Annotated in this window: 11 protein-coding genes; 4 read left to right on the top strand and 7 right to left on the bottom strand. The window is 72.8% G+C overall.

Going from position 1 to position 13643, the window contains the following annotated elements; all coding sequences use genetic code 11:
* Nucleotides 1–16 precede the first annotated feature (16 nt).
* Entirely contained in the window at nucleotides 17–718 is a 702-nt protein-coding gene (locus tag ACMATS_RS32170) for a pyridoxamine 5'-phosphate oxidase family protein (protein WP_414169868.1), read from the top strand.
* A gap of 35 nt (nucleotides 719–753) precedes the next feature.
* Here ACMATS_RS32170 and ACMATS_RS32165 read toward each other — a convergent pair whose 3' ends face one another.
* The 4 genes from ACMATS_RS32165 to ACMATS_RS32150 all read right to left on the bottom strand — a co-directional run bounded on the left by ACMATS_RS32165 (nucleotide 754) and on the right by ACMATS_RS32150 (nucleotide 5468).
* Complete coding sequence (locus ACMATS_RS32165) at nucleotides 754–1743, bottom strand: EamA family transporter (RefSeq protein WP_414169867.1); 990 nt, start codon at nucleotides 1741–1743, stop codon at nucleotides 754–756.
* A 67-nt stretch (nucleotides 1744–1810) separates the two neighbouring features.
* Nucleotides 1811–2338, bottom strand: a complete 528-nt coding sequence (locus ACMATS_RS32160; protein WP_414169866.1) for a Clp protease N-terminal domain-containing protein — start codon at nucleotides 2336–2338, stop codon at nucleotides 1811–1813.
* A gap of 124 nt (nucleotides 2339–2462) precedes the next feature.
* Nucleotides 2463–4754, bottom strand: a complete 2292-nt coding sequence (locus tag ACMATS_RS32155) for a glycoside hydrolase family 3 N-terminal domain-containing protein (protein WP_414169865.1) — start codon at nucleotides 4752–4754, stop codon at nucleotides 2463–2465.
* Between the two features lie 135 nt (nucleotides 4755–4889).
* Nucleotides 4890–5468, bottom strand: coding sequence for a PadR family transcriptional regulator (locus tag ACMATS_RS32150; protein ID WP_390776123.1), 579 nt, complete (start codon nucleotides 5466–5468; stop codon nucleotides 4890–4892).
* Nucleotides 5469–5651: 183 nt separating this feature from the next.
* Here ACMATS_RS32150 and ACMATS_RS32145 point away from each other — a divergent pair, with 183 nt between their 5' ends.
* Nucleotides 5652–6467, top strand: a complete 816-nt coding sequence (locus tag ACMATS_RS32145; RefSeq protein WP_414169864.1) for a PhzF family phenazine biosynthesis protein — start codon at nucleotides 5652–5654, stop codon at nucleotides 6465–6467.
* A gap of 21 nt (nucleotides 6468–6488) precedes the next feature.
* On the opposite strand, the gene ACMATS_RS32140 is transcribed toward ACMATS_RS32145, so the two are convergent.
* A complete protein-coding gene (locus ACMATS_RS32140) occupies nucleotides 6489–7271 on the bottom strand; it encodes a CPBP family intramembrane glutamic endopeptidase (protein ID WP_414170834.1) in 783 nt (260 codons plus the stop codon).
* A gap of 144 nt (nucleotides 7272–7415) precedes the next feature.
* The gene (locus tag ACMATS_RS32135) at nucleotides 7416–8930 is read right to left on the bottom strand and encodes a glutamate--cysteine ligase (RefSeq protein ID WP_414169863.1); all 1515 of its coding nucleotides are present in this window, start codon (nucleotides 8928–8930) and stop codon (nucleotides 7416–7418) included.
* 490 nt (nucleotides 8931–9420) lie between these two features.
* On the opposite strand from ACMATS_RS32135, the gene ACMATS_RS32130 reads away from it, so the two are divergent.
* Complete coding sequence (locus ACMATS_RS32130; RefSeq protein WP_390776127.1) at nucleotides 9421–10008, top strand: hypothetical protein; 588 nt, start codon at nucleotides 9421–9423, stop codon at nucleotides 10006–10008.
* Nucleotides 10009–10309: 301 nt separating this feature from the next.
* Nucleotides 10310–10516, top strand: a complete 207-nt coding sequence (locus tag ACMATS_RS32125; RefSeq protein WP_190076185.1) for a DUF5999 family protein — start codon at nucleotides 10310–10312, stop codon at nucleotides 10514–10516.
* A 116-nt stretch (nucleotides 10517–10632) separates the two neighbouring features.
* Here the strand turns inward: ACMATS_RS32125 and gcvP are convergent, their stop codons facing one another.
* Nucleotides 10633–13518, bottom strand: coding sequence for an aminomethyl-transferring glycine dehydrogenase (gcvP, locus tag ACMATS_RS32120; RefSeq protein WP_414169862.1), 2886 nt, complete (start codon nucleotides 13516–13518; stop codon nucleotides 10633–10635).
* Nucleotides 13519–13643 lie beyond the last annotated feature (125 nt).

Genomic DNA, 13643 nt, shown 5'->3' with positions numbered 1-13643 from the left:
TGCAATGGAGATCGCAATGGCTTCTTCCACGGCTGCCGGGCCGGCCACCCGGCCCGCGTCGCACGAGCCGTACGAGCGGACCGAGCGCACCACGCCCTCGCGCTACCGCGACCGCACCTCCTACGACCGGGAGTCGGTCCACGCGATCCTCGACGCCGGTTACGTCTGCCATCTCGGTTTCGTGCGCGACGGCGCCCCCGTCGTGCTGCCCACGCTCTACGGCCGGATCGGCGAGCGCCTCTACGTCCACGGCTCGACCGGGTCCCGGCCGCTGAACGCCGCCGGGCAGGCCGAGGATCCCGGGATGCCGGTGTGCGTGACCGTGACGCACCTCGACGGGATCGTCCTGGCGCGCTCCGCCTTCCACCACAGCCTCAACTACCGCTCGGTCGTGGTGCACGGCACGGCCCGGCGGGTCACCGACGAGACCGAGCTGACCGCCGCTCTCGACGCGCTGGTGGACCAGGTCGTGCCGGGCCGCGCCGCGGACTCGCGGCCGCCGACGGCCAAGGAGCTCGCCGCGACGGCCGTGCTGCGGATCGATCTTGCAGAGGTCTCGGCCAAGGTGCGGAACGCCGGGCCCGGCGACGATCCCGAGGACCTGGCGCTCCCCCACTGGAGCGGGGTGGTGCCGGTCTCCACGCACTACGGCACGCCCATACCCGCGGAGGACCTGGCCCCCGGGATCCCGGTGCCGGGGTACCTGCCCGGGCGCTGAGCAGGGTTCGGGAATGGAGAGGGAGGCGGGGAGGGCTATCCGTTCGAAACCCCCATCCCGTGGCTCTGCGCGTCCGGCGCCGTCCGCCCTCCCCCTGCCACCGGCCCCGGGGACGCCCGCCTCGGGGCCGCAGTCTGCGCGATGAACGCCCCCGTCAGCACCAGGACGCCGCCCACGATCTGCGGGGCGGCCAGGTGCTCGCCCAGCAGCAGCCACGCCAGCACCGTCGCGACCACCGCCTCCAGATAGGCCACGACCCCGGCCACCTGCGGAGAGAGCCGACGCACGGACAGGACGCCGGTGAAATAGGCGACCACGGTCGCCAGCAGCACCAGCCAGGCGACCAGCAGCACGCACGGCACCCGCCTCCCGCCCAGGTCCGCGGGGCCGGAGAGAATCGCCCAGTCCATGTCCCAGGGGTGCGCCACGACCGTCAACAGCACGGCGCCGACGAGCAGTCCGAACGCGATGACGCCGACCGGATCGGCGGCATCGGCGCCGGAGCCGCCGTGGTCGGCCAGGAGGAAGTAGCCGACCATGCAGCAGGCCGCACCCCCTGCCGCCAGCAGGCCGGCCACATCGAAGCGCAGCCCGGACCACACCTCGACGACGCAGCTCAGCCCGACGACCGCGAGGACGACGCCCGCCACCGCGCCCCGGCTCACCGGCCTGCGCCCCACGAACCGCATCCAGCACAGCAGCAGCGGCGGACCGAGGTACTCGACAAGGACGGCCACCCCGACGGGTATCCGGGACAGCGCGGCGAAGTAGCAGACCTGGACGCCCGCGACGCCCAACAGCCCGAAGCCCGCGAGCAGGGCCGGGCGTCGCCGCGCCAGGGAGCGGTGGCGCCAGGCGACGGGCAGGACGAGCAGCGCGGCACCCGCCACCCGTATCCACACCACCTGGAGCGGTCCCAGCCCCGCCTCGATCAGCGGTTTGGCCGCAACTCCCGACCCTCCGAAGGCACATGCGGACACCAGGGCCAGAACCAGGCCCGTCCTTCTGCCACGAGACGCGCGCACCGCCGCATCATGGCAGCAGTGGGCGGGCGAGCGACAGGGGTGTCACCCCCGTTGCTCATGGCGGGTGTTACTCGCACGTGTTACTCGCGGACGTTGCCCACACCCCCAGTCGCGTCCCCAGCCGGTCGGTGTCGACGCCGGCCCGGTGCAGCACGTCGACGGCCCGGCAGCCGGGGTCGCGCACGAGGGCCGCCAGCAGGTCGGTCCCCTCCACCTGCGCGGCGCCCCGCGCGCGGGCCCGGTCGTGCGCTCTGCGCAGCGCGGCCACCGCGGCCGGCGACCAGCCGGACATCCCGCCGGCAGGCAGGGCACCGGACTCCTCCACGGTGCCGCTCCACCGCAGCCCGTAGCCGATGGTGCGCTGGACGAGATAGCCGAGCAGCCGGGCGACCTGCGCCGGCCCTCCGTCGAAGGCGAGCCGTGCCGCGGGGTCCGACTCGAGGAGCGTGTGCAGCAGATGCGCGGTGTCGGTCTGTCGGTCGCCGTCCCGCGCGGCCCGTCTGCGGGCACCCGCGACCGCCGAGGCCAGTTCCGCGCTCAGCGGTCGCTCGCACGTGGCCCCGGGGCGCTGGGTGTCAGGTGTACGGCTTTGCACCCTCCCACCCCATCAGTCCCGTGCCGTCCGGTCATCCCCGAGGGGGAGCATTCGCGCATCCGACGACAGTTGGGGACGGATGCCCGGGCCCTCCTCCTTGAGGAGGACATGTGCGCCGACCGGACTAGGTGACGTCCACAGTCACCGCACGCTCTCCGGCTGTGAACACGTACGCGCCCCGCTCGACGCGCGGCGGTCCGGAACCGTCGATGTCGCCCGGGGTCACCGCCAGCGCCGCGGCCGGGACGGCGAGCCGCACGGTGGCCCGCTCCCCCGCCCTCAGGTGCACTCTGGCGAAGGCGGCAAGCCTGCGCGGCGGGGCGAGCACGTCGCTCACCGGACGGGACACGTACACGGGGACGACCAAGTCGCCCTCGCGTGCTCCGGTGTTGCTCACCTGCACGCTCACCCTCACCGGCGCACCCGTCGGCACCGAGGCCGCGTCGGCACTGATGCCGTCGAAGGCGAAGCGCGTGTAGGACAGCCCGGCGCCGAAGTCGTAGGCCACGTCATGTGCGGACTCGGCGCCCGAGTTCGTCCCGGGCAGCTGCTGGTAGAAGAGCGGGTCGTTGCCGGTCCTCCTGGGCCAGGACACCGGCAGCCGCCCGGCCGGGTTCACCCGGCCGAACAGCACGTCGGCAACCGCGTGCCCGCCCTCGGTGCCGGGCAGCCAGGACATCAGCAGGCCCTCGGTGCCGTCGGCGTCGCCCAGCGTCGGCGGCCGCCCGGCGATCACCACGACGACGACCGGTCTGCCGCTCGCCTTGAGGGACTTCACCAATGCCTGCTGATCCGCCGACAGTTCGGGGCGCGGGCTGTCGGCTCCGCCCTCGGCCCCCGCCCTCTCGCCGACCACGACGACGGACGCGTCGGCCGTGCGGGCCTGCGCCACGGCGTCGGCGTCGTCCTCGGCGCGGACGATCTGCGTCCCGGCGGGCGCGGCTTCCTCGATGCCCCGGAGCACCGTGGTGCCGGGCAGCTTCACCCCGGCGGGCACCCGCTGCCAGCCGACGGTCCAGCCGCCCGCCTGGTCGTCGACGTCGTCCGCATAGGGACCGGCGACGACGATCCTGCGGACCGCCGGGCCGAACGGCAGGACGTCCTTCTCGTTCCGGAGCAGCACCTGCGAGGCGGCGGCAGCGCGCCGGGCAGTCTCCCTGCCGGTGCCGAGAACTTCGGTGTTTGCGCGCGAGACGTCGACAAAAGGATGCTCGAACAAACCGAGCTCGAATTTGAGCCGGAGCACGCGTCCGGCCGCTTCGTCGATGCGCGCCCGGGAGACCAGACCGTTCTGCACTGCCGTGCGCAGTGCGTCACTGAACTCGCGTGCTTCGTACGGCTCCATCGCCATGTCGACACCTGCACCGACGGCGAGTGCGACGGCATGGGGGTAGTCCGCGGCCACCTTGTACTGGTCCCGGAGGGCCCGGACGTCCTGCCAGTCCGAGACGGTCACACCGGTGAATCCCCACTGCTGCCGGAGCACGGTGGTGAGCAGATAGCGGGAGGCGGTGACCGGTACGCCGTTGACCGCACCGGAGTTGACCATCACGGTCCTCGCCCCCGCCCCGACCGCGGTGCGGTAGGGCGGCAGCAACGTGTCGTGGAGCGTGCGCAGGGAGACGTCGGCAGGGACCCGGTCGTGCCCGTTGGCAGGCACGGAGTAGCCGCCGAAGTGCTTGACGGTGGCTGCGATCCGTTTGGCGCCCCGGGCGCCCTGGAGTCCCTGCACGCTCGCGGCGGCGAGCGTGCCGGCGAGGAGGGGGTCCTCGCCGTAGGTCTCGTAATACCTCCCCCAGCGCCGGTCGCGGGCCACGTCGGCGACCGGGGCGAAGTCCCAGTCGATGCCCGTCGCGGCGACCGCACGGGCGGTCGCCGCGGCGGAGTCGCGGACGAGCCCCGGGTCCCAGGCCGCCGCGAGGCTGAGCTGGTGGGGGAAGACGGTGGCGCCGAGGACGTTGTTGTGTCCGTGGACCGCGTCGATGCCGTAGAGGACGGGCACGTGCAGCCGGCTGCGGTCCACTGCGTACCGCTGGACGGCGTCGACCATGCGGGCCCAGTCCGCAGGGGTGTTGACCGGCGGCCCCATCCCGCCGCCCGAGAGCACCGATCCGACCGCGCAGTCCTGCAGCACGGTCTTCATGCAGCTCTCCGTCAACTCCCCTCCGCCGCCCCGGCAGTCGCCCTGCAGGCGGTCCACGGCGATCTGCTGCAGCTGGCCGATCTTCTCGTCGAGCGTCATCCGGTGCAGCAGGTCCCGTACGCGGTCGTCCGTGGCCGCACGGGCGTTGCGGTAGAGCGGTTCGGGTGCGCCGGTCGCTGCCGGTACGAGGGTGACGGACGCGGCGCAGAGGGCGACGGCCGCCAAGGGGACGGCGAGGTGTCTCCGGCGTCTGCAGCGGATGCGCAAGGCCATGGCGGGCGCTCCGTTTCTGTCGGATGCGGTTGCCGGAGTCTGGCCGCGTGCCGCCGCCCGGTCAACGGGACACGGCGAGAGGGTGCCCCCGCGGCGGTCCGCGGGGGCACCCTCATCCGTTCGTCGCCCGGGCCCTCAGCCTTCGTCGGCGAGGATCAGGTAGAGCTTCTTGCGTGCGTCGTTGATGACGGTCATGGCCTTCTGCCGCTGATCGGCACTGCCCGTCCGCCAGACCTGGCCGAAGGCCTCCATCAGCCCGTAGCCGGCCTGCCGGATCTCCTTCATCGTCTCCCAGTCGACGCCGCGCCCGGCCTCTTCCCAGGGCGCCTGGGACCCCGCGTCCGCCTCGGTGCGGCCCTGCTCGGTGAGCGTGAACAGCTTCTTGCCGCCCTCGCTCTCACTGACGATCAGGCCCTCGTCCTCCAGCAGCTGGAGCGTGGGGTAGACCGAGCCGGGGCTCGGCTTCCAGGTGCCCCCGCTGCGCTCGGCGATCTCCTGGATCATCTCGTAACCGTGCATGGGCCGGTCCTTGAGCAGCGCCAGGATCGACGCGCGGACGTCCCCGCGCCGCGCCCTGCCGCCCGGTCCGCCGCGCCCCCGGCCGCCGAACGGCGGGCCCCCGAAGGGCGGTCCGAACGGCCCGAAGGCACGCCGTCCGCCGAAGTCCCCCCGCCCCTGATGGCCGGGTCCACAGTGCTCGTGATGAGAACGCATCCTTACACTTCCTTCCATCGTTGATCTGTCGCGATGTTCTCGCGATGCTTCGACGATATATCGGAACCGATCGCATGACAACACCCTTTCGCGCGCCGACCCCCGGAGGGCGCCCCGCAAACGGGTCCAGATTTCGCGGATTGGCCTTGGCCTGCGGCCCTGCCGGCCTTCTACGCTCCAGCCATGCGGATGCGAATCGTCGACGCCTTCACCGACCGCCCCTTCGCCGGCAACCCGGCCGGGGTCCTGCTCTTCGACACGGGGACCTTCCCCGACGACACCCGGCTCCAGCAGATCGCCGCCGAGGTCAACCACCCCGAGACCGCCTTCGCCCACCGCCTCCCCGACGGCGGCGAGGCCGACTGGGCGCTGCGCTGGTTCACCCCCGCCGCCGAGGTCGACATGTGCGGCCACGCCACGCTCGCCACGGCACACGTCCTGCACACCACCGGCGCCGCCACCGGCACGGTCCGCTTCGCGGCCCGCTGCGGCATCCTGGCCGCCACCGCCCACGAGGACGGCTCGATCACCCTGGATTTCCCGACCTCACGCCTCACCCCGGTCGCCGTACCCGACGGCGTGGCCGCCGCCCTCGGCGCCGAGCCGCTCGGCGTCCACGACACCAGCGAGCACATCGGGGACCTGCTGGTCGAGCTGCCCGACGAGAAGTCCGTACGCGCCCTGGCCCCCGACTTCCGGGCGCTCGGCCGGCACTCGCGTCGCGGCATCATCGCCACCGCCCCGGCCGAGGACCCCACACGCGGCTACGACTACGTCTCGCGCTGCTTCTTCCCCAACGTCGGCATCGACGAGGACCACGTCACCGGCAGCGCACACACCGCACTGGCCCCCTTCTGGTCCGCCCGCCTGGGCCGCGACGAACTGACGGGCCTGCAGGCCTCCCGCCGCGGCGGCCTCGTACGCACCACGCTGCGCGGCGAACGGACGCTGCTGACGGGCAACGCCGTCACCACCGTCGAGGGCGACCTGCTCGTCTGACGCCCCCTGCGGAGGGGCGGGTCAGGGGTGAGGCAGCCAGCCCACCTTGCCCACCAGCAGCGCGTAACCGACGAAGGCCACCGTGTCGATCAGCGCGTGCGCGGCGACCAGCGGCCCGACCCGCCCCCACCGCCGGTAGAGCAGGACGAACAGCACGCCCATCACCATGTTCCCGACCATCCCGCCGATCCCCTGGTACAGGTGGTACGAGCCGCGCAGCGCCGCGCTCGCCGCCAGCGCGGCGGCCGGCGTCCAGCCCAACTGTCCCAGCCTGCGCAGCAGATAGCCGACGACCACGACCTCCTCGAGCACCGCGTTCTGCACGGCCGAGGCGATCAGCACCGGGACCTTCCACCACACGTGCGGCAGCGCCTCGGGCACCACGGTCAGGTTGATCCCCGCAGCCCGGGTGGCCAGGTAGAACAGCAGCCCCGTCCCGCCGACGACGGCCGCGACGGCCGCACCGCGCCCCAGGTCGGACGCCGGACGGCGGCGGTCGAAGCCGACGGCACGCAGGCCGTCGGCACCCTCGCGCTGCAGCAGGTGGGCCACCAGGAGGACCGGCACGAGGGCCGTGGCGATGCCGAAGACCTGCCAGGTCAGGTCGAGCCAGGGGCGGCCGGGGGCGTGCGAGGCGTTGAGGGTGACGGCCTGGTTCGCGAGCCCGCCGGGGCGGGTGACGGAACCCACGAAACTGATCACTGCCGAGACCCCGCTGGCCCCCAGCGACAGGGCCAGGACCAGGAGCGTCTCGGTACGCAGCGTCCGCCGCCCCGGCACGATGTCCGGCCCCGGGCCGGACAGGGCCTCCGGCCGGCCGCCCGCACCGTCCCTCGCGTCCTGCCGCACATCCGCCTCCGCCGTCAGCTGCTCACCACGATCGTCACAGCTTGCCGGACGCGCGGGGGGCCGTACGACAGGGGGGCTTCCGTGTCCGTACCGGCGGGGTCAGGACACGCCCTGGTCCCCGGTCCCCGCGGGCCAGGTGTGGACGGGCTCGCCGGTCCGCATCAGCTCGCAGTAGCGGCGCGTGGTGACGGCGAGGGCCTGCTCGCGGTCCAGCCCGCGCTCCCGGGCCCGGTGGTAGGCGGCCGCCTGCCAGGAGGCGCCGTTCACCCGGCGCCGGCAGCGCTCCTCGATGACGCCGAGGTAGCGGTCGCGGTCGGCGGGCTCGACGCCCCAGGCGTCCAGGCCGGCCGCGGCCAGCGGCAGCAGTTCGTCGAGGACCAGACGGACGGCCGGGACACGGGCGAGCGTGCCGGTACGGCCCGCCCGCGGCCAGCGCAGCGCGGAGTCGATGCCGTGCCGGCAGGCCATGTCGAAGTTGTCGCCGGCAACGGCGAACGGCAGCCGGGACCACACCGGCCGCGGCTCCTCGGCCAGCCCCCTGACCACCCCGTAGTAGAAGGCCGCGTTGGCGATGACGTCGGTGACGGTGGGGCCCGCGGGCAGCACCCGGTTCTCCACGCGGAGGTGGGGGACCCCGTCGGCGACCCCGTAGACCGGCCGGTTCCAGCGGTAGACCGTGCCGTTGTGCAGGGAGAGCTCCGAGAGCCGGGGCACCCCGCCCTCGTCCAGCACCCGCAGCGGGTCCTCGTCGTCGGAGATGGGCAGCAGCGGGGGGAAGAAGCGCAGGTTCTCCTCGAAGAGTTCGAAGGCGTCGCCGATCCAGCGCTCGCCGAACCAGGTGCGCGGCCGCACGCCCTGGGCCTGGAGCTCGGGCGGGCGGGTGTCGGTGGACTGGACGAACAGCGGCGGCCGCGACTCGCGCCACAGCTCCCGGCCGAAGAGGAAGGGGGAGTTGGCGCCGACGGCGATCTGTGCGGCGGCGACGGCCTGCGCCGCGTTCCACACCGCGGCGAACCGGCCGGGAGTCACCTGCAGGTGCAACTGCACGGAGGTGCAGGCGGCTTCGGTGACGATCGACCCGGCCGTGCAGGTGAGCCGCTCGACTCCGTCGATGTCGATGGTGAAGTACTCGCCGCGGGCGGCCAGGATCTGCTCGTTGAGCAGGGAGTACCGGTCGGCCGCGGAAAGATTGGCGGAGACCGCGTGCCGGCGGGTGAGCGTCGGAAGAATACCGATCATCACGATTCCGGAATCGAGCTCCATGGCCCTGCGGTCGGCATAGGCGAGGCCGGTGCGCAGCTCCTCGGCAAGCTGATCGAGAACCCGGCCGGACAGCCGGTGCGGCACAATATTCACTTCCAGGTTGAACTGTCCGAGTTCGGTCTGGAAATCCCGGCTCGCGATCCGCTCGAGCACCTCGGCATTCATCATGCTCGGCATGCCGTCGGAGCCCGCGAGATTCAGCTCGATCTCCAGCCCCATGAGATTCCGGGGCCGGTCGAACCGCTTCTCCTCCAGCAGTCTCGCCAACGCTTCCAGGCACTGCCGGAGCTTGTCCCGGTGGCGCTGCGGGTCGGCGGGGCCGAACCCCTCGGCCGCGACCTTCTCACCCATTCAAGTGTCCCTCCTCAAACGGGTCGCCCGCGACGGCGCCGCCCTTGTCACGGTCGATGATGCCCAGCGGGACGATCGATAACGCCTCGCCGGAGCCGGATACCCGATAGGCTCTGCACCATGCGTACTCCGGCACATTCCGTCGGCATACGGGTGGTCGGCAGTTGCCCGGCAATGCGCTGGTGATAAACACCGACGAGATCCGGCCGACCGCTTCCCGGGAAAAGCCCGAGGCCATGGGTGCGATATCGCGGCATAATCACCGAAATCACCCCGAAAAGAGGCCCTGATTTCCTCTTGCCGGAAATGCCGCGGACAGCTAGCCGAAACACTGCGTGAACACGTGTCGTATAAACTCCGGGGTGAGGCAGAGAGCAGGCGCCCCGGAAGTCGGTCCGGCCCCCCTCTGACCCCTTCCGACAGCGTCGTCGCACCTGCCCAGCACCCCCGCGTGTCTCCGAAGTGTCTCCGGAAGCGAGAGGCGACCCCCATGCCGCTGCACGTCCCCCCTGCCCCCGCGCCCGCCCTCCGCAGTGTCCGCGCGGCCCTCGGTTCCCCGACCGCCGTCCGCGCGGCACGCACCCCGTCGCTGAAGTCCGCACAGACGGCCCTGACCCCCGAACTGCCGCTGCCCGTCCACGTGCTGGAGCCGGTCGCACCCCGCGGCGGAGCGCCCCGGTCCCGGCTGACGGGCTGGCGCTTCCTGGTCCGGGGCGGCGGACGGGCGATCGCCGCGGCCGAGACCATGCTCACCCCGGACGGCTGGGCGTTCTCCCACTTCTTCGAGGGCCCCTACCTCGCCTCCACCGAACTGGCCCTGCACCAGGCGGAGGAGCTGACCTCGCCGTACCAGCCGAGGCTGCTGTCCGTTCCGGGGCTCTACATGCTCACCCTCTGGCTGCACGGCGACATCACGGCCGAGGCCTCGTCGGGCGTGCTCGCCCCGGGCGACCTGCTGGTGCCCCTCGCCCCCGCCCCGCCCGGCATCGCCGCCCACCACCCGCACCGCGTCGCCGACCTGCTGCCCGTGCTCACCCTGCGGCTCACGCCGGCCCCGCTGCTGAAGACCTCCGCCTGACCGGTGCATCCGCCGCAGAAGTGCCCCGCGGGCCCACGGGCCACGGGGCACTGCGCCGTGCTCCCCCGACCGGGCTAGCCCACCGCGGCCATCGCGAACCCCCCGAAGGGACAGCCCTGTTGGCCGCAACCCCCCGCACGGGTGACGCGTCCTCATCCTGTGAGGAGCACCACAGGGAAATGCCTGCGGAATTCCGCTCACAGGGCAACACTGGGATCGACCGACGAATGCAACGGGGGGCGGCATGACCACCGCATCGAGCCGCAGGACAGTCACGACACCACAGCGAAAGATCCCTGCCATGTGCCAGCACCAGCCCACGTGCCCGTCAGCCGACTCCGCCGACCGGGAGGCCGCCCAGCTCGTGGCGCACTTCCCGGAACAGGGCTGGAGCCTGCTGTGCAACGGCGTCCTCTGCTTCGAGGACACCGGTGAGCTGCTGCCGGACGGGCAGATCATCGCCCCGCACCGGCCGCTCGGCGCCGACCACGTGGTGACGGCTGCCTAGCGCAGCACTACCCATCGCACCCGCATATGACACCCGGAGACACATAAGGGGCCGGCCCGGCGAAGATCGCCGAACCGGCCCCGACGCGCATCAGCCGCGCCGCACCGCCGAGTTGCTCAGCCCTCGTAGGCGTCGAGCGGCGGGCAGGAGCAGACGAGGTTGCGGTCGCCGTACGCGCCGTCCACGCGGCGCACCGGCGGCCAGTACTTGTCGGCCGCCGTCACCCCGGCGGGGAAGGCCGCCTCCTCGCGGGTGTACGAGTGCTCCCAGGCACCGGTGACCGAGGCCGCGGTGTGCGGGGCGTTGCGCAGCGGGTTGTCGTCCTTGTCCCACTCGCCCGAGCCGACCTTCTCGATCTCGGCACGGATCTCGATCATGGCGTCGCAGAACCGGTCCAGCTCGACGAGGTCCTCGCTCTCCGTCGGCTCGATCATCAGCGTGCCGGCCACCGGGAAGGACATGGTCGGCGCGTGGAAGCCGTAGTCGATCAGGCGCTTGGCCACGTCGTCGACGCTCACCCCGGTCGCCTTGGTCAGCGGGCGCAGGTCCACGATGCACTCGTGCGCGACCAGGCCGCCGGGGCCGGTGTAGAGCACGGGGTAGTGCGGCTCCAGGCGCTTGGCGATGTAGTTGGCGCCCAGCACGGCCACCTGCGTGGCGCGCTTGAGGCCCTCCGCGCCCATCAGCCGCACGTACGCCCAGGAGATCGGCAGGATGCCGGCGGAGCCCCAGGGCGCGGCCGAGATCGGTCCGACGCCCGTGGCCGGACCGGCGGCGGGCTGCAGCGGGTGGTTGGGCAGGTAGGGGGCGAGGTGGGCGCGGACGGCCACCGGGCCGACGCCCGGACCGCCGCCGCCGTGCGGGATGCAGAAGGTCTTGTGCAGGTTCAGGTGCGAGACGTCGCCGCCGAACTCGCCCGGCCGGGCCAGGCCCACCAGGGCGTTGAGGTTCGCCCCGTCCACGTACACCTGGCCGCCGGCCTCGTGCACGGCCGCGCAGATGTCCGCGACGTGCTCCTCGAAGACGCCGTGCGTGGACGGGTAGGTGATCATCAGCACGGCCAGCTCGGCGCGGTGCTGCTCGATCTTGGCGTGCAGGTCCTGGACGTCGACCTCGCCGTCGTCGGCGGTCTTCACCACGACGACCTTCATGCCCGCCATCACCGCGCTGGCCGCGTTGGTGCCGTGCGCGGAGGAGGGGATGAGGCAGACGGTGCGCTGCGCGTCGCCGTTGGCGCGGTGGTAGGCGCGGACGGCCAGCAGGCCCGCGAGCTCGCCCTGGGAGCCCGCGTTGGGCTGGAGGGACACCTTGGCGTAGCCGGTGACCTCGGCGAGCCGCTCCTCGAGCTCGGTGATGAGCGTGAGGTAGCCCTCGGCCTGCTCGGCGGGCGCGAAGGGGTGCAGCGCGCCGAACTCGGGCCAGGTGACCGGCTCCATCTCGGTGGTGGCGTTGAGCTTCATCGTGCAGGAGCCGAGCGGGATCATGCCCCGGTCCAGGGCGTAGTCGCGGTCGGCGAGGCGGCGCAGGTAGCGCAGCATCGCCGTCTCGGAGCGGTGCTGGTGGAAGACCGGGTGCGTGAGGTACTCGTCGGCGCGCAGCAGGCCCTCGGGGAGGGTGTCCGCGGTGGCCGCGTCGAGCGCCTCGATGTCGGCCTCCACGCCGAACGCGGCCCACACGGAGGCCAGATGAGCCCGCGTGGTGGTCTCGTCGCAGGCGATGCCGACGTGGTCGGCGTCCGTCAGGCGCAGGTTGACGCCGCGCTCGCGGGCGGCGCCGACGACCTCGGCGGCGCGGCCGGGGACGCGCACGGTCAGGGTGTCGAAGTACGCGCCGTGCACGACCTCGACGCCCGCGGCCCGCAGGCCCTCGGCGAGGAGGACGGCGTAGCGGTGGGTGCGGCGCGCGATGGCGGCCAGGCCCTCGGGGCCGTGGTAGACCGCGTACATGCCGGCCATGACGGCCAGGAGCACCTGTGCGGTGCAGATGTTGCTGGTGGCCTTCTCGCGGCGGATGTGCTGCTCGCGGGTCTGCAGGGCCAGGCGGTAGGCCTTGTTGCCGTCGGCGTCGACGGAGACGCCGACCAGGCGGCCCGGGAGGCTGCGGGCGAACTTCTCGCGGACGGCCATGTATCCGGCGTGCGGGCCGCCGAAGCCCATGGGCACGCCGAAGCGCTGGGTGGTGCCGACGGCGATGTCGGCGCCGAGCTCGCCGGGCGGGGTGAGCAGGGTCAGGGCGAGCAGGTCGGCGGCGACGGTGACGACGGCGCCGAGCTCGTGGGCCTGCTCGATGACGGGGCGCAGGTCTCTCACGGCACCCGAGGCGCCCGGGTACTGCAGCAGCACGCCGAAGACGCCGCGGCCGGCGATCTCCTCGGGGATGCCCGCCGACAGGTCCGCGACGACGACCTCGACACCGGTCGGCTCGGCACGGGTCTCGATCACCGCGACGGTCTGCGGCAGGGCGTCCGCGTCGACGAGGAAGACCCCGTCCTTGACCTTGCCCATGCGCCGGGACAGCGCCATGGCCTCGGCCGCCGCGGTGCCCTCGTCGAGCAGGGAGGCGCCGGAGGTGGGCAGACCGGTCAGCTCGGCCACGACGGTCTGGAAGTTGAGCAGGGCCTCCAGCCGGCCCTGGGAGATCTCCGGCTGGTACGGCGTGTAGGCCGTGTACCAGGCGGGGTTCTCCATGACGTTGCGCAGGATCACCGGCGGGGTGAACGTGCCGTGGTAGCCGAGGCCGATCATGGGGGCGAGCACCTGGTTGCGGCTCGCGAGCGAGCGCAGCTCGGCGAGGACCTCGGGCTCGGTGCGGGCGGCCGGGAGGCCCAGCGCCGCGGCGCTCTTGATCACTTCCGGCACGGCGGCGGCGGTGAGCTCGTCGAGGGAGCCGAAGCCGACCTGGGCGAGCATCTTGGCCCGCGCCCCGGAGTCGGGCCCTATGTGGCGGTCCTCGAAGGGAGTGCCGCGCTCCAGGTCGGAGAGGGAGATGCGGTGGGCGGTCATCTGCGGAGGCCTCCTGGTCATTGCGACCTGCGAGGGGTACCACGGCGCGGGTACCCGGACGGCCTCCCCCTCTGTCATCGCAACCTGAGAGCTTCACCGGGCGGTGCAGTACCCGGCTTTCACCG

The sequence above is a fragment of the Streptoverticillium reticulum genome, from assembly GCF_047456005.1.
GTDB lineage: Bacteria > Actinomycetota > Actinomycetes > Streptomycetales > Streptomycetaceae > Streptomyces > Streptomyces reticulum.
Note: the sequence above shows the minus strand (reverse complement) of the source record. Positions and strands in the feature narration are given on the sequence as shown.

Excerpts from the sequence above, each read along its gene's own strand:
- ACMATS_RS32170 (WP_414169868.1), top strand. The coding sequence starts at position 17 with ATGGCTTCTTCCACGGCTGCCGGGCCGGCCACCCGGCCCGCGTCGCAC.
- ACMATS_RS32155 (WP_414169865.1), bottom strand. The coding sequence starts at position 4,754 with ATGGCCTTGCGCATCCGCTGCAGACGCCGGAGACACCTCGCCGTCCCC.
- ACMATS_RS32150 (WP_390776123.1), bottom strand. The coding sequence starts at position 5,468 with ATGCGTTCTCATCACGAGCACTGTGGACCCGGCCATCAGGGGCGGGGG.
- ACMATS_RS32145 (WP_414169864.1), top strand. The coding sequence starts at position 5,652 with ATGCGGATGCGAATCGTCGACGCCTTCACCGACCGCCCCTTCGCCGGC.
- ACMATS_RS32135 (WP_414169863.1), bottom strand. The coding sequence starts at position 8,930 with ATGGGTGAGAAGGTCGCGGCCGAGGGGTTCGGCCCCGCCGACCCGCAG.
- ACMATS_RS32130 (WP_390776127.1), top strand. The coding sequence starts at position 9,421 with ATGCCGCTGCACGTCCCCCCTGCCCCCGCGCCCGCCCTCCGCAGTGTC.
- ACMATS_RS32125 (WP_190076185.1), top strand. The coding sequence starts at position 10,310 with ATGTGCCAGCACCAGCCCACGTGCCCGTCAGCCGACTCCGCCGACCGG.
- gcvP (WP_414169862.1), bottom strand. The coding sequence starts at position 13,518 with ATGACCGCCCACCGCATCTCCCTCTCCGACCTGGAGCGCGGCACTCCC.